This window comes from Calidithermus chliarophilus DSM 9957 (assembly GCF_000430045.1).
GTDB lineage: Bacteria > Deinococcota > Deinococci > Deinococcales > Thermaceae > Calidithermus > Calidithermus chliarophilus.
In genome coordinates this window covers 77,027-97,706 of record NZ_KE387023.1, presented here as the reverse complement: position 1 = coordinate 97,706, position 20,680 = coordinate 77,027, and the positions used below count along the sequence as shown (strand labels likewise).

Sequence of the window (20,680 nt, the reverse complement as noted above, 5' to 3'; positions counted from 1 at the left end):
GGGGCTCAGCTCAGGACCTGGGCCAGAAAGCCCAGCAGCGCGGTGTTGAAGGCGGCGGGGCTCTCCAGGCTCGAGAGGTGCCCGGCCTCGGGCAGGATCAGCATCTGGCTGCCCTCGATGGCCTCGTACATGGCCCGCGCCTCGGCTACGGGGGTCACGGCGTCCTCCTCGCCCACCAGGATCAGGGTGGGGGCGGTGATGCTGGCGAGCAGGGGCCTCGAGTCGGGGCGGTCGCGCAGGGCCTCGAGGCTGCGCGCCACCCGCTCGGGCTCGTTGGCCAGGATCATCTGAGCGGCGTTTTGCACGATCTCGGCCTCGTGCTCGCGGGTGGTCTTGCCCAGGTGGTTGGGCAGCAGGGCTTCGGGCAGCCAGTCCAGCCCCTCGGCCCGGACGCGGGCGGCCTGCTGGTCACGGGTGCGCCGGCCCGCCTCGTCGTCGGCCCCCGCGCGGGTATCGGCCAGCACCAGCCCGGCCACGCGCTCCGGGGCCTGTCGCCACAGCTCGAAGGCCAGGTAGCCGCCCATCGACAGCCCCACCAGCACGGCCCGCTCCCACTCGAGCCAGTCCATCGCCCGCAACACCTGTGAGGCGGCTTCGGGGAGGGGCTTGCCCAGGTAGTCGGGCGCGATCACCGGATAGCGCGGCTGGAGCACCTCGAGCTGCGGCCCCCACATCGTGGGGTAGGGGAAGGCGTGGAGCAATACCACTCCGGTCATAGGTCTACCTTACAGGGTCGTACGTCCTACGCCGTACGCCAAACGCCAAACGCCAAACGCAAGACGCCAAACGCCAAACGCAAAACGCAAGACGCCTTCTGTAGGGGCGGGCCCCCGTGCCCGCCCTTTTTCCTTAGGGCTTACCGCTCCCCGCCAGCCGCCGCAACTGCACCAGGAAGGCGGTGTGGCCTACCTGTTGGAACTTGGGGTGGGCGATGGGGGGGCGCACGTCCCACTCGCGGTGGATGACCTCGAGCGTTCGCTCGTGGAGGTAGGGGAGGGCCTGGGCCTTGAGGTGCTCGAGCAAGGTGACCACCTGGGTGAGGTTGGGCAGGTAGCACACCAGGAAGCGGTCGGGCTTGAGGGCGGGGGTGAGGGCGGGGAGGACGCTCCAGGGCTCCATCAGGTCGAGGGCGACGCCGTCGAAGGGTTCGGCGGGGGGCTCGAGGGCCGAGAGGTCGCCCAGCACCCACGTCACGTTGCCCCAGTCCTCGAAGGCTTGCAGGTTGTGGCGGGCCTTTTGTTGGTGGCGCTCGCGGGTCTCGTAGCTCCAGACCTCCCCGCCGGGGCCCACCGCGCGGGCGAGGAAGAGGGTGAGGCCGCCCGAGCCCGAGCCGGCCTCGAGCACCCGCATCCCAGGGGCTAGGTCGAGCAGGAAGGCGATGGTGGCGGCGTCCTTGGGGTAGGTGGGTGTGGCCTCGCGCGGCATGTGCAGCACGTAGTCCTCGAGGGTGGGCTTGTGCACGCTGAAGGGCTCGCCCTGCGGCGTGGCGACGGTGCGGCCATATCCGGCCCCCAGGACCTGCTCGTGCCGGATGGAGCCCCGCTGGGTGTCGAAGCTGCCGCCCTCCTTCAGGCGGAAGAGGTAATTGCGCCCGCGCCGGTCCTGGAGCAGGACCCACTCGCCGTAGTTCACGAAGGCCAGTCTACCAACCGTGTCCGGGGCGAGGGTCGGCCCCTGAGGAAGGGCTAGAATGCGCTCATGTTTTCGCTGCCGCGCAGCCGCCGCGAGCCCGCCCGCCCCCCCAGCCGCCGCGACCTGGGCCAGTTGCGCCGCCTGCTGGCCTACACGAGGCCCTACCGCTGGGGCCTGGTGGTGGCCGGGCTCGCCAGCCTGGTCTCCACCGCCTTCAACCTGATCTTTCCCCAGGTGGTGGGCCGCCTCATCGACGTGTCCTTCCTCGAGGCCAACCTCGCCCGCCTCGACCAGCTCCTGTTCGTGTTGCTCGGGGTCTTCGCGGGGCAGGCCGTCTTCAGCGGGGTGCAGAGCTACCTGGTGGCCCGCGCGGGCGAGGGGGTGGTGGCCGACCTGCGCAAGTCGCTCTACGCCCACCTGCTCACCCTCTCCCCGCGCTTCTTCGAGCGCAACAAGACCGGCGACATCACCAGCCGCCTGACCTCCGACATCTCCACCGTGCAGGCGGTGGTCTCGAGCACCCTCGTCCAGCTCTTCACCCAGCCTTTGGTGCTGGTGAGCACCCTGGCGATCCTCTTCCTCACCAACTGGAAGCTCACCGCGCTGATCCTGGCGGTGGTGCCGGTGGTGATCCTGGCCGCGATCTTCCTGGGCCGCATGATCCGGCGGGCTTCCAAGGAGTTCCAGGACCGCGTGGCCGACGCCAACGCCCGCGCCGAGGAGACCCTCTCGGGCATCCGGGTGGTGCAGTCCTTCACGGCCGAGCCGCAGGAGACCCGGCGCTACGGCCAGCTCATCGGCAAGTCCTTCCAGGTCGCCATGCGCCGCGCGCTGCTGGGGGCCGTGCTCAACCCCGTCGTCTTCTTCGCCATCTTCGCCGCGCTGGGGCTGGTGCTGTGGTACGGCGGGCGGCTGGTGGCGCTGAAGGAGATCGGGCCGGGCCAGCTCTTCACCTTCGTGCTCTACACCTTCAACATCGCGGCCACGGTGGGCACCTTCACCGGCATCTTCACCCAGCTCCAGAGCGCGCTGGGGGCCAGCAGCCGCATCTTCGAGCTCCTCGACGAGCGCCCCGACCTGCCCGAGCCCGCCCACCCCAAGCCGCTGAGCGCGGTGCAGGGGCACGTCCGCTTCCAGAACGTGCGCTTCGGCTACGGCGAGCGGGGGGAGGTGCTGCGGGGGGTGAGCCTCGAGGCCAAGCCCGGCCAGGTGGTGGCCGTCGTGGGCCCCAGCGGCGCGGGCAAGAGCACGCTTGTGGCCCTGATCCCCCGCTTCTACGACGTGACCGGCGGCGGCATCACCATAGACGGCCTCGACGTGCGCGAGGTCTCCCTGCGCGAGCTGCGCTCGCACGTGGGCACCGTGCCGCAGGAGACCCTGCTCTTCTCCGGCTCCATCGCCGAGAACATCGGCTACGGCCGCCCCGGGGCCGGCGAGGCCGAGATCGTGGCGGCGGCCAAGGCCGCCAACGCCCACGACTTCATCAGCGCCTTCCCGGAGGGCTACGGCACCCTGGTGGGCGAGCGCGGGGTCAAGCTCTCGGGCGGGCAGCGGCAGCGCATCGCCATCGCCCGGGCGCTGCTCAAGAACCCCCGCATCCTCATCCTCGACGAGGCCACCAGCTCCCTCGACTCCGAGTCGGAGATGCTGGTGCAGGAAGCCCTGGAGACCCTGATGCGAGGCCGCACCACCTTCGTCATCGCCCACCGCCTCTCCACGGTGCGCCGCGCCGACATGATCGTGGTGCTCGAGGACGGCCGGGTGGTGCAGCAGGGCACCCACGAGGAGTTGCTGGCGGCGGGCGGCTTGTACCGCGACCTCTACGAGCTGCAATTCCGCGAGGAGGAGGATTGAGCGCCCCCGCCGCAGGATTTGGGCCGGCGGCACTGCGGGCCGCGCTGCTGGGGCTCCTGGGGTTGCTGGCGGCCTGCTCGAGGCCCCCCGCGACCGCCGCGCTCGAGCCCTTCGGCAGCGTCACCCTGGCCTGGGACACCACCTCCTGGCAGAGCCTGCTCGACAGCAGCCGGACCGTGCGCTTCACCCCGCTGTCCTACACCGACCTCGACGCCCTCGGCGAGGGCGTGCGCTACCTCACCCTCACCTACCGGGTCGAGAACCTGGGCAGCGTGCCGCTGGAGAACCTCACCCTGCAAGCCTATGCCCGGGCGGGCAACGCGGGCGGCACGGCGATCCGGGAGGTCCGGGCCTTCCCCGACGCTGCCTTCCCCGACGGGCAGGAGATCGCCGACCCCGGCGTGGCCCGGAGCTTCCGGCCCGTCCAGGCCACCGTGATGGGCGTCGCCGCGCCACAGCCCGACCCGCTCAACAGCGACTTCCAGGCCTTCGCCCTGGCCGAGAGCGCGGGCCTCGAGGGCAGGGCCCGCGCCCTGGGCCTGATCGCCGCCGCCGACGCGGTGCTCGACTACGGCTTTACCGCCCGGGACGCCCCGGGCGACGGGCGGCGGCTGGGGCCGGGGGAAGCGGGAACCCTCAGCGTGGCCTTCCGCCTGCCCCGCACCTTCCCCGGCGAGCCCAAGCCTTACCGCTTCAAGGCGACCTTCCTGGTCGGGGAGATGCCCCTCACCCGCGTCAGCCGGGCGCTGGGCGAGACCACCGCGCAGGCTTTGGGCCGCGCCCGGGGCCTGGCGGGTGCCGAGCGGCCCGTGCAACTGGTCCTGGTCGGCCCCGACGCCGACAACCCCGCCGGGGCCGGTATCGGGGTGGTGCGGCTGGAGAACCTGCGCATCGGCACCGCGCCCACCTACTTGCTGCCGTAGAATGCCGGTGTGTCCGGCCCCCTCCTCACCCTCGCCCTCTTCGAGCCGCTGGTGGGCTCGGTCTTCAGCATCCCCTTCGTCGAGGGGTCCTTCGAGCTGACCCTGATCGAAGCCCAGCCCCTCCCCCCGCGGGTGCCCGGCGCCCGGCGCGAGCCCTTCGCCCTGCTGTTCCGCGGGCCGCGCTCGCCGGTGCTGCCCCAGCGCATCTATCCCCTCGAGCACCCCACCCTGGGGCGGCAGGAAATCTTCGTCGTCCCCATCGGCCCCGACGACGCCGGGATGCGCTACGAGGCGGTCTTCGGCTAGCCGGGGGCCGCCCTCCAGCGCATGAACCAGTAGACCCCGCGCTCCTCGAGCCTCTCGAAGCCCAGCCGCTCGTACCACAGGCGGGCCGGGTTGTTCTCCTCGACGTGCAGGGTGACGCTCTGGCCCGCCCGCCGGGCCTGCTCGAGCAGGTTGCCCATCAGCATCCCCCCTATGCCTTTTCCCCGGTGCTCCGGCAGCAGGGCGATGTCCATGAGGCGGACCTCCTGGGGCGTGCGGTGGACGTAGATCCGCCCGACGGGCTGGCCCTCCAGCTCAACCACGTCGAAACGCGCCCCGGCGTAGTGCTCGCGGTAGTGGCGGTGCTGCAGCTCGAACTGGGACTCGAGGAAGGCCTGCTTCTGCTCGAGGGTCCAGGGCACCGGGGCCAGCTCCTCCTCGCGGGTGCTGGCGTACAGGCGCCGGAGGAAGGGGAGGTCCTCCGGCGTTTCAGGGCGCAGGCGTACGACTCCGGCGGGGGTTTCAAACATGGGGGTACAGGTTGGTCCAGCCGCTGCGGGGGTGCGCGGCGAGGCTGAGCAGCGCGGGGTGGTGCGCCGGGGGCTCGGCGAGCTGTTCCAGCTTGACGCGCTCGCCGCCCTGGACCCGGCTGAGGAAGATCGGGTCGGTGCGGGCGGTCTCGCGCAGGGCGGCCAGCAGCCCCCTCGAGCCCGCCCGCACCGCCGCCGCTTTAAGCCAGGCTCCCGCCCGCTGCCCGAGGGCCTCGAGCCCGTCCTGGCCGGGCGCGGTGGTCGCGCCGTAGGCTCCTTGTAAAGCGCTGGGCAGCGCCCCCAGGCTGAACCCGCTGACCGTGACGTTCGGGCAGTGCTGGGCGAACTCCAGCCCCTCCCGGCTGCTCCCGATGAGGTGGACCGTGGCGGGGCCCAGCGAGCGGACCTGGGCGAGCGCCGAGGCGAAGTCGTGCTTCCCGGTGGCCGCGTCGCTGACCAGTGTCGCCAGCACCCGCCCGCCCGCCGCCTCGAAGCCCGAGCGGAAGGCGTAGGGCAGGTCGTAGCCGGCCTCGAGCAGGCCCGTCACCACCACGGCGGTCGGGCCCCGGTGCGCCGCGCTCCACGCGCCCATGGCCCACTCGGCCTGCCACTGCCGCAGGGAGTTTCTGAAGACGAAAACGCCTGGGGCCACCCGGCGCGGCATCAGCACGCCCACCTCGCTCAGGATCAGCACGGCGGCGTGCTCCTCGGCCAGGGGGCGCAGGGCCTCCTCGAGCCCGTCGCCCAGGGCGACTAGCGCCGAAACCCCGGCCTCGAGCAGTTCCCGGGCCTCCCGCACGGCGGAACGGGGGGTGGCCCCGATGGCCCGGTGCAGCCATTCCACACCCTCGCCGCCCGAGCGCTCGAGGGCCGCCCGAAAGCCCTTCGCCCCCGCCGGGGCCAGCACGCCTACCCGCAGCTTCGGCCGGGCCTGCTGCGCTAGGCCGAACGCCGAAGCGCCCGCGCCCAGGCCGAGGACGGTTTTGAAGAAGTTGCGACGCGTCGCCATGTCACGACCTCTGGGGGAAGACGCCCTGCAGGGCGATGACGAAGTTGAGCATCAGGTAGGGCTGGAGGTTGTTGTGCGGCTGGCTCCCCCCGGCCGCCCCGACCGACTGCGGCGCGAGCACGGCGTTGGGGCTGCCCGTGCCGTAGGGCTGCACGCCGGCCGCCCTGGCCAGGCTCCCGCCGGGGTTGCTGCTGTCGGCTAGGTCGTTGACGGCCCGGAGGGCGTGGTTATGCGCGGGGATCTGGGTTTGCAGCAGGGTCACGGTCTGCGAGCCCCCGCTCTGGCCCAGGGTGCGGTTGCTGAGGCCCGGCCCCTGACCGGGCTGCACGGGCGCACGGCCCCGCAGGTCGGGCAGGGCGAAGGTGGTGCGCCCGTTGCCCCCGTAGGTGGTGCCCAGCAGCGAGAACAGCAAGGTGTTCTGGTTGATGGGCAGGAGCTGGCCGTCGCACCTCGCCCAGCCCCTGGGGGCGAATTGGAAGCCTACGATGCGGATTTCCGCTATGAAAGGGTCGGACACGCTAGCCTCCTCAGGCCCGGAACGGGTAGATCCCGAACAGCGAGATGATGAAGTTGACGCACAGGAAAGGCCCCATGTTGTCGTGGGGCTGGCTGCCGCCCGCCGGGGCCAGCGACGCGGCGTTCAAGCTCACGCTGGGGGCGTCGGCCAGGTAGAGCTGGCCGCCAACCGGCTGGGCCAGCACGTTCGAAGCCGGGGCGGTCTGGGTGGCGGTGTCGCTCGAGGCCAGCAGGCCGTGGCTGTGGCTGGGGATCTGCTGGACGCTCAGCGTCACCGTTTCCGCGCCGCCTGCTTCCCCCAGAAGCCGGAATTGGCCGCCCGGCGCCGCGCCCACGTGGATCGGGACCCGCCCACGCAGGTCGGGGAGGGCGAAATCGGTCTGCCCGTCCCCCCCGTAGGTGGTGCCGATGAGGCTGAAGAGGACGTCGTATTGGTTGATGGGTAGGATCGAGCCGTCGCAAAACGCCCAGCCTTGCGGGGCGAAGTTCCCCGCGAACATCCGGATTTCACCGACAAACGGTTGCGACATAGCGACCTCAGTCCCTCGGAGGGAAGATGCCCTGGAGCGCGATGACGAAGTTGAGCACCAGGTAGGGCTGCATGTTCTCGTGCGGCTGCGACCCGCCCGCCTCGCCGACGCTCTGCACGCCCAGCGGGGCGAGGTTGTTGGCCGGGCCGTAAAGGGGAGCGCTGCCTTGGGCCAGGGCGTTGTTCGCCGGGAACACGCTGCTGGCGGCGGCGGTGCTGGCCTGGAGGTTGTGGGTGTGGGCAGGGAGCTCACTCAGGGTCAGGGTGTGGTTTTCCTCACCCCCGGTTTGGCCCTGGACGAAGCCGCCGCCTACGTGGAAGGGCACCCGCCCCCGCAGGTCGGGCAGGGCGAAGGTGGTGCGCCCGTCGCCCCCGTAGGTGGTGCCCAGCAGCGAGAACAGCGCGGTGTTCTGGCTGATGGGCAGGAGCTGGCCGTCGCACCTCGCCCAGCCTTGCGGGGCGAAGTCGAAGCTCACGATCTTGATCTCGGCGAGGAAGGGATCGGACACGGGTGGCCTCCTTCAGAAGCTGGGGGGGGTGCAGGTGCCGCCGGCGTAGTTGACCACGGTGCCGGTGCCGGCGGCGTGGACGTTGACCGCGGAGGCCGGGTTCTGCCCCTGCACGTAGCTCTGCACAGTGCCGGCGTCGGTGCCGGGGCCGCTGAAGCCCTGGATGAGGAAGTTGTGGCCGCTGAACTGGCGCAGCCGGGCGCCCTGGTAAGCCCCGGTGTTGGCCGGGGTGGTGTTGCCGGTCATGTTCAGGCACAGGGTGCTGCGGTTGCTCCCGCCGGCGGTGGTGGTGCTGCCGGCGTGGAGGTTGAAGCCCCGGAGCGCGAGGTTGCCGGGGTCGCTGGGGTTGCTGACGTCGTTGTTGCTGAGGGTGAGGTCGAGGCGTCCGCCGGTGGTGCTGCCGGTGGACACCCCCACCCCGTAGGTGTCGTAGTCGCGGATGGGGTTGTTCCCGCTCAGCTCGAGCCTCGAGGTCTCGCTGCCGTTCATCTCGACGAGGATGCCCACGCTGCCCGCGCTGCTCGAGGCCGTGCCGGGGTTGAGGTCGAAGGTGTTGCCGCTGATCCGGCCCTGGATGAGGGGGCTGCTCCCGGCGACCTCGGTGCGCACCGTGATGCCCCCGTAGAGGCTCGGGGCGTTGGTGAGGGTGTTGTTGGAGACGGTGTAGGTGCTGGCCCCGCTGCTCTCGAGCACCAGGTCGAGCCCGTTGGCGGCGTTGTTCTGGAAGGTGTTGCCCGTGGCGGTGAGGTGCACGGTAGCGTTGGAGCCGGGCCTGCCCCACACGAACATCCCGCTCTGCTCGTGCTGGCGGAGGGTCGAGCCGCTGAGGCTGAGGCTGGCGACGGTCCCGCTGCCCGTCACGTCGGCCAGGACCCCGTGCCCCGAGATGCCTCCGCCCTGACCCGCCGACTCGACCACGGCGTTTTGCAGGGTGAGGCCCTGGGTGCCACTGCTGGCGGTGAAGCTCACGGCGTGGGTGCCGCTGTTCTTGACATTCACGAAGCGCAGGGTGACGCTGCCCGGGTTGCTGAGCTTCACCGCCTCAGCGGAGGCGTTCTGCAGCGTCCCGCCGCTGCCCGCCGTCGAGCCGTCGCCGGTGACGGTGAGGCTGCCGGTGGTGTTCGAGAGGGCCAGGTTGTTGGCGCCCCCGCTCGAGCTGAGGCTGCGGAAGGTCGCGGCGAGGTTGCCGTTGCTGAGGTTGAGGGCCGGGCCGGCGCTGGCCGTCACCGAGAGGCTCGAGGCCGTGAGGGTGCCGAAGTTGGAGCCGGTGAGGCCGCCGGAGGTCCCGCCGACGTCGAGGCCCCTGACCTCGTTGTCCTGGGCCAGGCTGACGCCCGCCCCGGCGGCGTTCCCGATCAGCGGGCTGGCCCCGGCGGGGATGTTCACGGCGTCGACGGTCAGCCCGGCCCCCTCCCCGATGAGCTTCTGGCCGTTCTTGAGGGTGATGCCCGCGTTCTGGCCGGCGCTGGTGCCGTTCCCCCGGTACACGAAGATCACGTCGCCCGCCTGGGAGGCCGCCTGGGCCGCGGCCAGGGTGTTGAAGGGGCTGGCGAAGGAGCCGTTGCCCGCGCCGGCGTCGTTCTTGACGAACCAGTACATCCCGCTCACCGTGACGTTGGCGCTCTGCCCGGGGAGGGTGCAACTGCCGTCCGAGACGCCGAAGGTGAAGCTGCTGGCGGTGCGCTGGCCGGCGGCACGGGTGAAGGTGAAGGCGCCGCTGCCGTCGGTGAGGGTGTTGGGGTCGGTGCTGGCGAAGTTGTTGGCGGCCAGGGTGGCCCCGCCCAAAGGCTGGTAGTTGCCCAGCACGGCGCTGTCGGCGAAGGTCTTGGGCACGTTGCCCGTCACGGCGAGCGTGGGCGGGGTGCTGCCGGTGATCGTGAAGTCGCCGCCCATCCAGCGGTCGTAGGCGGCGGCGCTCCCCACCGAGAGGGTCACGCCGGGGACGTAGAGGGGGTTGGCCCCGGAGTAGCCGGTGCCGCACATCACCGCCACCTGGGCCGCACCGACGGCGCTGGCTCGAGCCGCGACCCCCGAGGCCGGCTGCTCCTCGAGGCTCTCCGTCACGCGGGTGATGTTGTCCTCGAAGACCAGGAAGGTCATGGAGTAGCGGTAGGCGCTGTTGGGGCCCGCGTCGCCGTCGGTGGGCACCTTGAGGGCCACGGTCACGCTGTTGGCGTCGGAATTGCCCGCGACGGCGCGGCCCCCGCCGGCATTGCGGACGACGTAGCCGTACTGAAGCACCGTTTCGCCCGTCACCCCCCCGGCGTTGATCAGCCCGGCGCTCTGGGCGTCGCTTTGCAGCGTGGCGGCCTGAGCGGGGGTAAAGATCTGCAAGTCGGCGTGGCTGTCGTCCACCGTCACGCCCGCGCCCTGGGTCTTCATCCCGTGCGCGGGCTGTAGCCGCAGCGCCCACTCGCCGGCGTTGCTCGAGCCCCCGCCGAAGTCGCGGATGTCGAAGAAGGCGCTGCCGTTGACGTTCTCGGCCCCCGGCTTTTTGCGGTAGTAGGCCACGAGGGTCAGGTTGTTGAGCCCGGTGGCGCCGAGGTTTTGCACCTTGAAGGTGGCGTTGAGGAAGCGCTGGCCGCCGCCGGCGTCGATGGCGGTGAAGCTCAGGGGCGTGAGCTTGAGGTCGGCCTCGTTGACGAGGGCGGCGGTGCCGAGCAGGCGGCGCTTCTTAAGTGGGGTGAAGGTCGCGCGGGCGGTCCGGGCGCCCGCGTCGAAGCTGGCCTCGAGGCTCCCCACCAGGCGCGGCTTGAAGGCGGGGGGGGTGGCTGGGGGCTGTTTCGGGGTAGCGGGGCCCTGGGTGCAGGCGCTCAGGGCCAGCAGCACGAGCGGCAGTGGGGATAATCTCAGCTTCATACACGTGGCCTTCGCGGTCGTACGGAAAAGCTGAAGCCTCGGGAGGGGGATGACCGGCGGGCGGAAGCGGCCGGGGATCACGGCTCCCCGATGGGCAGGGAGAGGCCGGTGACGTGCTGCCATTCCCCGTGCTCCTCGAGGCGCGGCGGCTCGTAGAGGGGGGGGAGGGGTTGGGGGATCGGGTGTTCCGCTCGAGCCTGTGGCGGCTCCTTGCGCTCGGTGTCCATGCCAGACCTCCTGCCGCACGGTTTGCTCGGGTCGCGTCGGTGGCCGGTGCGGCAGCCCTGGCCCCGACTTCTTTGCAGCCCTGCCGTTCGGCTCAGATCGCGGGGAGGCGTCCAAAAACCGACGGGTGAGACGCCCTATGCTAACATCAACGTGAGAAAATGCTGTGAAACGTGCCCCCCGCCCCGCCGACGGCCCCGACAGGCTTCACGCCCTGCTGCTGGCCGGGGGGCCACCCGACCTCGAGCTCGTCCGGAAATTCCGCCTGGAGGCTTACTTCTACCACACTCTCCCCCCGGGCGACCCCCTGCGGGCCTCCCTGAAGGCCCCGGCGCTGGGCGCGGAGCTGAGGCACGAGCAGGTGCGCCGGCAGGTCCTGGGGCTCATGCGGGCCTGGGCCGGGGCGGGCCTCGAGCCCATGCCCTACAAGGGCTTCGCGCTGGCCCAGACGGTCTACCCCCGCCCGGGGATGCGCTTCTACGGCGACGTGGACCTGCTCATCCGCCCGGAGGAGGCGCCCCGGGCGCTCGAGCTGGCCCGGGGGGCGGGCTGGAGGGCGCTGTTCCGCCGGGCCGAGCTGCCCTTCTCCCACGAGGAGGCGGTGCTGCGCTCGCCCGATGGGGGGCTGGTGCGGCTGGAGCTGCACCGCCACCCGGTGCAGGCGCACTGCTTCCTGGGGGCGCCCGCCCGCCTGACCCGTGCGGTGTGGGAAGCTTCGGTACGGGCCGAGTGGGACGGGGTTCCCCTCCGCCTGATGCGGCCCGCCGACGCCCTGCTGGTAGGGCTGGTGGCCAACCGCGTCCGGGGCGACGGCTTCGCCCTCAAGCCCCACGACTACCTCGACGCCCGCTACCTGGTGCAGCGCCACGGCCTCGAGCCCGCCGACGTGCGCCGGCGGGCCGCCGAGCTGCGTCTGAGGCGCACCCTCGAGCTGTGGCTGCGCTACTGCGACCCCTGGGAGGGGCGGTTGCGGCAGTTCCCGGTGCGCGGCTGGCGGGCGGGGGGGTGGGAACTGCTCACCCTGGGCGAGGTCGGCTCCAAGGCCGCCGAGGTCAACCTGCAGCGCCTGGTCAGCCTCCCCGCCGTCGCCGCCGACGTGTTGCGGGAGCTGCCGGGGGTGCTCGAGGTCCACTCGGCCCTGCGGGAAGGCGCCTCGATCGGGGACCTCGTGACCCGCCTGGCGCAGCCGCTCGAGCGTCGGGGAGTCTCCTGGGCCCGGGTGCTGCGGGGGGTCCGCTGGGCTTTGTGGCTGCTGGGGTGCCGCAAGGACGCCTGCCTGCCGCGCTCGGCGGCGCTGTACCGGGCGCTGAAGGGGGCGGGGCTCGAGGTGGCCTTCGTCAGCGGGGTGCGGCGGGGGGAGCGCGGGCTCGAGAGCCACGCCTGGGTCGAGCTCGAGGGGGTGCCGCTCCCGGGGGACGAGCAAGCCCCCCTACTCTTTCGCGAGCAGTTCCGCTTCCCCCAGGGGGAGCGGGCCCTGCCCCAGCTCGAGGAAGCGGCAGCGGAGCCGCGGCACTAGACCCTGGACCGCCTGCGCGACCCGCCGCTGGCCCAGGCGGGAGAGGGGCAGGCCGGTGGCCCGCCACAGGGCTAGGGTGGCCTGGCGCGGGCTGGCGGGCTCCCAGCCCGAGGGTCGGGCCGGTTGCCGCAGCAGCAGGGCCATCCCACCCACCCGGCCCGACTGGGGTGCTAGCCCCAGGCTTTGGTAGGGCATGAAGCACTTGCCCTGCTGCCACTCACCCTCGGCCTGGGGATAGACCTCGCGCAGCAGCTCGAGGCTGTCGGGCCACAGGCGCAGGCCCCGGTCCATGCCGTAGGCCGTGGCGCCCTCGGCCTCGAGCAGCAGGAAGTCCTCCGCCACCGGCTGCCACCCCGCCTGCAATGCCCGCACCAGGGTGGTCGTCTTGCCGGTGCCGCTGGGGCCCAGCAGCAGCAAAACCCTCCCGTCGCGCACGACCCCGGCGGCGTGGACCGGCAGCAGCCCCGCCACCCGCAGCCCCTCGCTCAGGCCCAGCAGCACCAGCTCGGGCAGGTCGGGGCCCTGGCCCCAGAACTCCAGCCGCGTGTGCCGCTCGGTGGCCTCGAGCCGCACCCCGCCCTGGGGGCTCCCCAGCCAGAACAGCGGGTCGCGGTTCACCCAGCCGCTGTGCCCGCGGAACAGCGCCAACGGATCCGCCGCCTCGAGCACCCCCGCGCCCTCCGGCGGCGCGGCGAGCTGGGCGACCTCCAGCGTGTGGCGTGAGGGCAGGACGGGGTGGGGAAAGGCCAGGCGCTCCTCCAGCCAGGCGGCCCAGCGCCCGTCTACGGCGGCCCGCACCCGGCAGGCCAGCAGCGTCAGCTCAAGCATCTTCGATCAGGCGCTGGCGCAGCAGGTGCTCGAGCAGCTTCTCCACGTCGGCCTGGGCCTGTTCGGGGGGGATGGCGTAGGCCTCGCACAGCGCCCGGCGGGCGCGCTCGAGGTCGTGCAGGTGCCGCCAGACCAGACCGCCGGTGGCGTTGAGGCTGTACATCTTGCCGCTGGCGCTGTCGAGGAGCACCAGCTCCTGCCCCAGGTCGGTGACCACCAGCCCCGCGCGCGGTCGGTACATGCGGCCATGATACGTCAGGGCTTGAGCGCCTCCTCGAGCGCGTTCCACGCCAGCGTGGCGCACTTGACCCGCGCGTGCAGCTTGTGGACCCCGGCCAGCGCCCTGAGGTCGCCCAGCTCGGGCGCGGGCTCGGCCCCCTCGACGACCATGGCCTTGAACTTGCGGGCGAGCTCGAGCGCCTGCGGCAGGGTCTGGCCCTTGATCAGCTCGCTCATCAGCGAGGCCGAGGCCATGCTGATGGCGCAGCCCTGGCCCTTCCAGGCCGCCTCCGCGATGCGGCCGTCCTCCAGGCGCAGCTCGAGCTCGAGGCTGTCGCCGCAGGAGGGGTTGACGCCGGGCTGGCGCACGGTGGGGTTCTCCAGCACCCCGAAGTTGAGGGGCCGCTTGTAGTGGCGCAGCAGGATTTCCTTGTACAGCTCCTCGAGCAGGCTCACGCGCACCCCCTACAGCCAGTCCTTGAAGAACTCCCGCACCTGCTTGAGCCCCTCGACGAAGCGGTCCACCTCCTCGAAGGTGGTGTAGAGGTAGAAGCTGGCCCGCGCGGTCGAGGCCAGGCCCAGCTTGCGGTGCAGGGGCTGGGCGCAGTGGTGCCCGGCCCGCACCGCGATGCCGTGCTGGTCGAGGGCGCAGGCCACGTCGTGGGCGTGCAGGTCGCCCAGGCTGAAGGCCACCACCCCGCCCCGGTCCTCCCCGCGCGGGCCGAAGGTCCGGACCTCGGGGAGCTCGGCGTCCAGGCGAGCCAGGCAGTGCTCGAGCAGCGCCCGGTCGTGCTGCCAGACGCGCTCCATGCCCACCCCCATCAGGTACTCGGCCGCCGCGCCCAGGGCGATGGCCTCGGCGATGGGCGGGGTGCCCGCCTCGAAGCGCTGGGGCGGCTTGGCGTAGGTCGAGCGATCGAGGTGGACCTCGAGGATCATGTCCCCCCCGCCCAGGAAGGGCGGGAGGTCCTGCAGCACCTCGGCGCGGCCCCACAGCACCCCGGCGCCGGTCGGGCCGCACATCTTGTGCCCGGAGAAGGCGAAGAAGTCGGCCCCCAGGGCCTTCACGTCCACGGGCAGGTGCGGGGCCGACTGCGCCCCGTCCACCACCACCAGCGCCCCCACCGCCTTGGCCCGCCGCGCGACCTCGACCACCGGGTTGACCGTGCCCAGCACGTTGGACATGTGCACCAGGCTTACCACCCGCACCCGCTCGGTGAGCAGCTCGTCCAGCGCGGCGAGCTCGAGCCGCCCCTCCGGCGTGACGGGGATGGCCTTGATGCGGGCGCCGGTGCGCCGGGCCACCAGGTGCCAGGGCACCAGGTTGGCGTGGTGCTCCATCTCGGTGAGCAAGATCTCGTCGTCCTCGCGCAGGTTGTGCAGGCCCCAGGCGTAGGCCACCAGGTTGAGCGCTTCGGTGGTGTTGCGGACGAAGATAACCTCTTCGGGCTCGGCCCCGATGAAGCGGGCCAGGGTGTGGCGGGCCTGCTCGTAGGCGTCGGTGGCGGCCAAGGAGAGCGAGTAGGCTCCGCGGTGCACGTTGGCGTAGGACTCGCGGTAGAAGCGCGACATCGCCTCGATCACCGCCTGGGGCTTCTGGCTGCTGGCGGTGGAGTCGAGGTAGACCAGGTCGGGCCTCCCCGCGATCAGCGGGAAGTCCTGACGGATGGACTCGAGGGTAAGGGGCATGGTGGTCTCCCTTCGGGGGCTGTGGAGGGCTTGCCCAATTCTACCCGCGTTCGGCGGGAGGGGTGTGGGCCGGCCCCCTTCAGCTTAGGCAAGGGGGCCGGGGACTTTTGTCGGAGCTTTTGGTCCAGGTTGGGGCCGGCTGGCGGCGTCCCCCGGCGGAAAGCTAGACCTCGAGCCAGACCTTCCCGTCCTCCAGCTTGGCCTTGTACGCCTTCACCGGGCGCGGGGCGGGCATGGTCTGCTTGCCGGTGCGGATGTCGAAGCGGGCGCCGTGGCGGGTGCACTTGATGGTGTGCCCCTCGAGCGGCCCGTCGGAGAGCGGGTTCTTGTCGTGGGTGCAGATGTCGGAGATGGCGAAGACCTCCTCGTCCACCAGCAGCAGCAGAACGGGGGTCTTCTCGCCCTCCACCTTGACCACCAGGCGGCCGTTCACGAAGTCTTCGGGGTTGGCGACGGGGATCCACATAGCGAAGTCGAACGCCTAACGCCCAACGCTAAACGCCAAAACCCTGAGCTTCTCTGGCATTCGGCCTTCGGCGTTGGGCGTTAGGCATTAGAGTTTGACCTTCTCCTCGATGATCCCCTCGATGTGCGCGCGCAGGGCCTCGAGCGGGATGCGCCTGAGCACGTCGGCGAGGTGGGCCTTGACCAGGATCTGCTGCCCGACGTGCCGGGGCAGGCCGCGGCTCATGAGGTAGAAAAGCTGCGTCGCGTCCACGGGCGCGGTGGAGGAGCCGTGCGAGCACTTGACGTCGTTGGCGCCGATCTCGAGCTGCGGCACGCTGTCGGCGCGGGCGTCGGGGGAGAGCAGCAGGTTGCGGTTGGTCTGGTAGGCGTCGGTCTTCTGCGCGCCGGGCTCGAGCTTGATCAGCCCGGCGTAGACCGTGCGGCTTTGGTCCTTGGCCGCGCCCTTGTAGAGCACGTCGGAGTAGGCGTGGTCGGCGACGTGGTGCTGGAGGGTGTAGTGGTCGACGTGCTGGTTGCCGGCGGTGAAGTACAGGCCCAGCATCTCCGAGTACGAGCCCGCCCCCAGCATCTGCGACTGCACGTCGGCGCGGCTGATGGTGGCGCCCATGTTGACCACGAGGTCGTTGAGCGCGGCGTCGCGGCCGAGGTGGGCCCGCTGGCGGTGGAAGTGGTAGAAGCCCTCGCCCAGGGTCTGGACGTGGGCATGGCGCACCTTGGCCCCGCTGTCCAGCACGATCTCGGTGGCCGAGAGGTTGACCGAGGCCGGCACCTGCGCGGGCGAGACGTACTCCTCGATGTAGACCGCCTGGCTGTTGGCCCCGCTCACCACGAGGGTGCGGCCCGCCGAGAGCTTGCCGCCCTCGAGGTACTTGAACACGCCCAACGGCTTGCTGAACTCCACGCCGCGCGGCACGTAGAGGAAGACCCCGTGGGTGAAGAGCGCCGCGTTCAGCGCGGGGAGCTTGCTGTTGTCGGGCCGGTTCTGCTGGGTGCCCACCAGGTCCGACCAGTTCACGGCCTTGAACAGCGCGGCCTGCACCTGCTCGGGGTGCGAGCGTAGGGCCTGGTGCAGGCTGGTGAGCACCACGCCCTGCCGCGTGAGCTCTTCAGGCAGCTCGGCGTAGACCAGATCGGGCCCCACGAACACCGCGAAGCCCGCCAGGTCGGCCTGCGCGATGCGCGCCTGCACGGCCTCGGGCAGCTCCTCGCGGGAGCGCAGGGGGGCGCCGGCGGGCTGCTCGAGCGCCAGCCCCTCGAAGGGGACTTCGGTGATGTCGGTGTACTTCCACTCCTCGGTGCGGGTGGTGGGGTAGGGCAGCTTGGCGAAGGTTTCCCAGGCGGCCAGGCGCTGCTCGAGCAGCCAGGTGGGCTCGCCCAGGTTCTTGGAGACCTCGAGCACGAGGTCGCGCGATAGGGTTGAGGTCAGCTCCATCGTTTCTCCACAAGACGTGCGTATAACCGGTAGCCGGCGGCGGGAAGCCCGGCGGCTGGCTATCCGCTAGGGGCGGGCTTCAGCCCACCGAGCCTTCCATCTCGAGCTCGATCAGGCGGTTGAGCTCGACGGCGTACTCCAGCGGCAGCTCCTTGGCGACGGGCTCGATGAAGCCGCGCACGATCAGGGCGGCGGCCTCGTCCTCGGGCAGGCCGCGGCTTTGCAGGTAGAAGATCTGCTCGTCGTTGAGGCGGCTCACGGTGGCCTCGTGGCCCACGCTGGCGGTGTCGTCCTCGATCTCCATGTAGGGGTAGGTGTCGGTGCGCGACTCCTCGTCGATGAGCAGCGCGTCGCACTCGACGTTGACCTTGACGTTCTTGGCCCCCTCGTACACCTTGATCAGGCCGCGGTAGGACGAGCGGCCCGAGCCCTTGGAGATGCTCTTGGAGACGATGCTGCCGCCGGTGTTGGAGGCGGCGAAGATCAGCTTGCCGCCCGCGTCCTGGTGCTGGCCGCTGCCGGCGAAGGCGATGGAGAGGATGTCGGAGCGGGCCCCTTCCTCGATGAGGTAGGAGGAGGGGTACTTCATGGTGAGCTTGGAGCCCAGGTTGCCGTCGAGCCACATGTGGTAGGCGTCCTTGTGCACCAGCGCGCGCTGGGTCACGAGGTTGTACATGTTGTGCGACCAGTTCTGGATCGTGGTGTAGCGGCTCTTGGCCCCCTCCTTGACGATGATCTCGATCACGCCGGAGTGGAAGGAGTCGGTGGAGTAGGTGGGGGCGGTGCAGCCTTCGATGTAGTGCATCTCGGCGCCCTCGTCCACGACGATGATGGTGCGCTCGAACTGGCCGAGCTCGGCGGTGTTGACGCGGAAATAGGCCTGCAGAGGCAGGTCCACCTTCACGCCCTTGGGCACGTACACGAAGCTCCCGCCCGACCACACCGCGCTGTTGAGCGCGGCGAACTTGTTGTCCTCGGGGGGGATCACGGTGGCGAAGTACTCGCGGAAGAGGTCCTCGTGGTGCTTGAGCCCCTCCTCGATGCTCACGAAGATCACGCCCAGGCGCTGCAGCTCCTCCTTGACCTGGTGGTACACCATCTCGGAGTCGTACTGCGCGCCCACCCCGGCGAGCACCTTGCGCTCGGCCTCGGGGATGCCCAGCCGCTCGTAGGTCTGGCGGATCTCCTCGGGCACCTCGTCCCAACTGCGCGCGTCGCGCTTGTCGGTGGGCTTGGCGTAGAAGTAGATCTCGTCGAGGTTGAGGCCCGCGAGGTCGCCGCCCCACTTGGGCATGGGCTTGGACTCGAAGATCTCCAGCGCCTTCAGCCGGAAGTCGAGCATCCACTGCGGCTCGCCCTTGTGGTAGCTGATGGCCTCGACCACGCGCCGGCTCAGGCCCTTCTCGGCCTTGAAGACCGGCTTGACCTCGTCGACGAAGCCGTATTTGTATTCGCTGCCTATGGTGGCAACATCGAAGTTATCGGACATCTTTAGGTTCCTCCGGGTAGAGCCAGAAGGCGAAAAGGCGAAAAGGCGAAAAGGTGAAAAGCAGCGGTGAAGCCCTTAGCTTTCCCTTTTGACCTTTTTCCCTTTTCACCTCCTAGCTTTGTAGCCCTTGCCAGCTCTCCGTGCGGGTCAGCTCCCAGCCACGACGAGTTCTTTGACCCACTCGTAGCCCTCGGCCTCGAGCTTGAGCGCGAGCTCGGGGCCGCCCGAGGTCACGATGCGGCCGTCCACCATCACGTGCACCACGTCGGGGACGATGTAGTTGAGCAGGCGCTGGTAGTGGGTGATGACCAGCGCGCCGAAGTCGGGGCCGCGCATGGCGTTGACGCCCTTGGCGACGACCTTGAGCGCGTCGATGTCGAGGCCGGAGTCGGTCTCGTCCATGATGGCGTAGGTGGGCTCGAGCACCATGAGCTGCAGGATCTCGTTGCGCTTCTTCTCCCCGCCCGAGAAGCCGTCGTTGAGGTAGCGGGTGAGGATGCTCTCGTCCCACTCGAGCACCTCCAGCGCCTTCTGCAGCTTGTTGTAGAACTCCATCACGCCCACTTCCCCGCCCTTTTTGGCCTGCAGGGCCAGGCGCAGGAAGTTGGCGTTGGTCACGCCGGGCACCTCGACGGGGTATTGGAAGGCGAGGAACAGCCCCTTGCGGGCGCGCTCGTCGGGCTCCATCTCCAGGATGTTCTCGCCGTCTACGAGGATCTCGCCCTTCTCGATGGTGTAGCTGGGGTCCCCGGCGATGATCTTGCCCAGTGTGCTCTTGCCCGCGCCGTTGGGGCCCATGATGGCGTGGACCTGCCCCTTGGGGACCACCAGGTTCACGCCCTTGAGGATTGGTTCGCCGCCTTCGATGGAAGCGTAGAGGTTCTTGATCTCGAGCTGGTTTGCCATCTGTATTTTCCTCCGTAGGGGTCGGGCCGGTAACCGCTTATTGCAAACCGTTACCAATAGCAATAAGAGTATAGGGCCTCGACCCCACAATCTCTAGTAGTCTAGTCGGGATTCGGGGTTAAGTTTGGGGCTAGTGCACGAATCGGGGAGGGGCCGGGGGTAGGAAGCGACAAGCCGTCAGCCTTCAGCTATCAGGCCGTCAGCGGAAGGCCCGCGGCTCGTGGCTAGCGGCCTGTGGCGCGTGGCGTGTGGTGAAAAGCACCCCTCCCCATCCCTCCCCGCCGGCGGGGAGGGGGTATCCCCCCAGCCCCCCTTGCCAAAGGGGGTGAAGAAAGGGCGTTTTGCGTTTGGCGTACGACGTAGGACGTACGACGTCCGACCCGCGTTCCGCGTTTAGCTATCGGCTATCGACTACTGACTATCGACTATCAGCTATCGACTATCGACTATCGACTATCGCCACCCCCTCAAACGCTCACCGCCGCCGGGCTCAGCAGCCACATCGCCAGCGCCTCGCCCGCCTCGAGCGGCGCGAACTGCCCCAGGCGCTCCTTGAGCAGCCTGGGCGGCCAGGCGCGGCCCAGCAGGCGGCCGAGCTGGACGCGGAAGGGCTCGGGGAGGTGGCCCAGGTTCTGCAGGCGCTCCCAGGCGGCCTCTTCCTGCTTGAGGCCGAGCAGGGCCTGGGCCTCGAGGGCGCTCTTCCAGACCTGGACGCCGGGGTCGGGGGCCTGGGGGCCGAGGCCCTTGCCGGGCGGGAGTTCGCTGGTGACGCGGGCCGAGGGGGTTTCCGTCGCGCTGAGCTGCACGAGCTGGGCCAGCACCTCGCCCCAGCGCTGCTCGCGGCCCATCGCGTCGGCATAGGCCAGGCGGGCCTGGTCGCGCAGGTAGGGGTTTTCCAGCCGGAGGAAGGGGTGCAGCAGCGCCTGGGCGGCGGCGGGCTCGAGCAAGAGCGAGAGCATGAGCGCCGTGTCGAGCATCAGCCCGGTGTAGCGGTCGCCCTTGGGCGACTCCTGCTGCAGCTCCTTCCACAGGCCCTCGAGCAGGCGCTGGGCCTGGGGCGCGGGCTTGCCGCCGTGGAAGGGCGGGCGGTAGGGGTCGCCGGTCTCCCAGACCCAGTAGGCCACCGCCAGGCGGAAGATGGTGCGGCGGTAGCGGTACTGGGCCTCGCTGCGGCGCTCGCGGGCGCCGCGCAGGTAGCGCTCGGCCTCGGCGGTGAGGCTGAGGGCCTCCCAGGGGTGCTGGCGGGCGGCCTCGAGCACCCCCGCCTCGCTCTGGGCGCGGGC

At 70.6% G+C, this 20,680-nt stretch carries 21 protein-coding genes and 1 pseudogene; 4 read left to right on the top strand and 18 right to left on the bottom strand.

Annotation, left to right across the window (positions count from 1 at the left end; all coding sequences use genetic code 11):
• Positions 1–5 precede the first annotated feature (5 nt).
• Both MEICH_RS0100555 and MEICH_RS0100550 read right to left on the bottom strand, forming a co-directional pair.
• Positions 6–716 carry an alpha/beta fold hydrolase gene (locus MEICH_RS0100555; RefSeq protein WP_027891005.1) on the bottom strand — a complete coding sequence of 237 codons (711 nt, stop codon included), beginning with the start codon at positions 714–716 and terminating at the stop codon, positions 6–8.
• A 133-nt stretch (positions 717–849) separates the two neighbouring features.
• Complete coding sequence (locus tag MEICH_RS0100550) at positions 850–1,632, bottom strand: tRNA (adenine-N1)-methyltransferase (protein WP_027891004.1); 783 nt, start codon at positions 1,630–1,632, stop codon at positions 850–852.
• Positions 1,633–1,698: 66 nt separating this feature from the next.
• Between MEICH_RS0100550 and MEICH_RS0100545 the strand changes: the two genes are divergently transcribed.
• The 3 genes from MEICH_RS0100545 to MEICH_RS0100535 are packed head-to-tail and all read left to right on the top strand — an operon-like array spanning position 1,699 to position 4,715.
• On the top strand, positions 1,699–3,486 hold the full coding sequence (locus tag MEICH_RS0100545) for an ABC transporter ATP-binding protein (RefSeq protein ID WP_027891003.1): 1,788 nt from the start codon (positions 1,699–1,701) through the stop codon (positions 3,484–3,486).
• On the top strand, positions 3,483–4,409 hold the full coding sequence (locus MEICH_RS0100540) for a hypothetical protein (protein WP_157202537.1): 927 nt from the start codon (positions 3,483–3,485) through the stop codon (positions 4,407–4,409). The genes MEICH_RS0100545 and MEICH_RS0100540 overlap by 4 nt, the downstream gene beginning before the upstream one ends.
• 9 nt (positions 4,410–4,418) lie before the next feature.
• Complete coding sequence (locus tag MEICH_RS0100535) at positions 4,419–4,715, top strand: DUF6916 family protein (RefSeq protein WP_027891001.1); 297 nt, start codon at positions 4,419–4,421, stop codon at positions 4,713–4,715.
• Here MEICH_RS0100535 and MEICH_RS22860 read toward each other — a convergent pair.
• The 7 genes from MEICH_RS22860 to MEICH_RS28300 all read right to left on the bottom strand — a co-directional run bounded on the left by MEICH_RS22860 (position 4,712) and on the right by MEICH_RS28300 (position 10,852).
• Positions 4,712–5,203, bottom strand: coding sequence for a GNAT family N-acetyltransferase (locus MEICH_RS22860; RefSeq protein WP_036218082.1), 492 nt, complete (start codon positions 5,201–5,203; stop codon positions 4,712–4,714). The two genes, MEICH_RS0100535 and MEICH_RS22860, sit on opposite strands and share 4 nt — an antisense overlap.
• Positions 5,196–6,212, bottom strand: a complete 1,017-nt coding sequence (locus MEICH_RS0100525) for a type 1 periplasmic-binding domain-containing protein (RefSeq protein ID WP_027891000.1) — start codon at positions 6,210–6,212, stop codon at positions 5,196–5,198. Before MEICH_RS0100525 ends, MEICH_RS22860 begins: the two co-directional genes overlap by 8 nt.
• A gap of 1 nt (position 6,213) precedes the next feature.
• A complete protein-coding gene (locus MEICH_RS0100520; RefSeq protein ID WP_027890999.1) occupies positions 6,214–6,729 on the bottom strand; it encodes a phage tail protein in 516 nt (171 codons plus the stop codon).
• Between the two features lie 10 nt (positions 6,730–6,739).
• On the bottom strand, positions 6,740–7,258 hold the full coding sequence (locus tag MEICH_RS0100515; protein WP_027890998.1) for a phage tail protein: 519 nt from the start codon (positions 7,256–7,258) through the stop codon (positions 6,740–6,742).
• A 7-nt stretch (positions 7,259–7,265) separates the two neighbouring features.
• Positions 7,266–7,766, bottom strand: a complete 501-nt coding sequence (locus MEICH_RS0100510) for a phage tail protein (protein WP_027890997.1) — start codon at positions 7,764–7,766, stop codon at positions 7,266–7,268.
• A gap of 12 nt (positions 7,767–7,778) precedes the next feature.
• Entirely contained in the window at positions 7,779–10,625 is a 2,847-nt protein-coding gene (locus tag MEICH_RS0100505; protein ID WP_157202536.1) for a beta strand repeat-containing protein, read from the bottom strand.
• A gap of 77 nt (positions 10,626–10,702) precedes the next feature.
• Positions 10,703–10,852 (bottom strand): hypothetical protein, encoded by a 150-nt coding sequence (locus MEICH_RS28300; protein WP_157202535.1) that lies wholly within the window; start codon positions 10,850–10,852, stop codon positions 10,703–10,705.
• A 164-nt stretch (positions 10,853–11,016) separates the two neighbouring features.
• Here MEICH_RS28300 and MEICH_RS0100495 point away from each other — a divergent pair, with 164 nt between their 5' ends.
• Positions 11,017–12,366 carry a lasso peptide biosynthesis B2 protein gene (locus MEICH_RS0100495; RefSeq protein ID WP_027890995.1) on the top strand — a complete coding sequence of 450 codons (1,350 nt, stop codon included), beginning with the start codon at positions 11,017–11,019 and terminating at the stop codon, positions 12,364–12,366.
• Here the strand turns inward: MEICH_RS0100495 and MEICH_RS0100490 are convergent.
• From MEICH_RS0100490 to MEICH_RS22855, 9 genes and pseudogenes are all read right to left on the bottom strand, one after another.
• Complete coding sequence (locus MEICH_RS0100490; RefSeq protein ID WP_027890994.1) at positions 12,280–13,194, bottom strand: hypothetical protein; 915 nt, start codon at positions 13,192–13,194, stop codon at positions 12,280–12,282. The genes MEICH_RS0100495 and MEICH_RS0100490 overlap by 87 nt on opposite strands.
• A complete protein-coding gene (locus tag MEICH_RS0100485) occupies positions 13,187–13,435 on the bottom strand; it encodes a PqqD family protein (protein WP_027890993.1) in 249 nt (82 codons plus the stop codon). The genes MEICH_RS0100490 and MEICH_RS0100485 overlap by 8 nt, the downstream gene beginning before the upstream one ends.
• A 14-nt stretch (positions 13,436–13,449) precedes the next feature.
• On the bottom strand, positions 13,450–13,869 hold the full coding sequence (gene sufU, locus MEICH_RS0100480; RefSeq protein ID WP_027890992.1) for a Fe-S cluster assembly sulfur transfer protein SufU: 420 nt from the start codon (positions 13,867–13,869) through the stop codon (positions 13,450–13,452).
• A gap of 9 nt (positions 13,870–13,878) precedes the next feature.
• Complete coding sequence (locus tag MEICH_RS0100475; protein ID WP_027890991.1) at positions 13,879–15,102, bottom strand: SufS family cysteine desulfurase; 1,224 nt, start codon at positions 15,100–15,102, stop codon at positions 13,879–13,881.
• Positions 15,103–15,265: 163 nt separating this feature from the next.
• Entirely contained in the window at positions 15,266–15,568 is a 303-nt protein-coding gene (locus MEICH_RS0100470; protein WP_027890990.1) for a Rieske (2Fe-2S) protein, read from the bottom strand.
• An 87-nt stretch (positions 15,569–15,655) separates the two neighbouring features.
• Positions 15,656–17,002, bottom strand: coding sequence for a Fe-S cluster assembly protein SufD (sufD, locus tag MEICH_RS0100465; RefSeq protein WP_051303812.1), 1,347 nt, complete (start codon positions 17,000–17,002; stop codon positions 15,656–15,658).
• A 79-nt stretch (positions 17,003–17,081) separates the two neighbouring features.
• Positions 17,082–18,491, bottom strand: coding sequence for a Fe-S cluster assembly protein SufB (gene sufB, locus MEICH_RS0100460; RefSeq protein ID WP_027890988.1), 1,410 nt, complete (start codon positions 18,489–18,491; stop codon positions 17,082–17,084).
• 147 nt (positions 18,492–18,638) lie between these two features.
• Positions 18,639–19,397, bottom strand: coding sequence for a Fe-S cluster assembly ATPase SufC (gene sufC, locus MEICH_RS0100455; RefSeq protein WP_027890987.1), 759 nt, complete (start codon positions 19,395–19,397; stop codon positions 18,639–18,641).
• Between the two features lie 467 nt (positions 19,398–19,864).
• Positions 19,865–20,680: pseudogene (locus MEICH_RS22855) on the bottom strand (hypothetical protein); the annotation flags it as partial.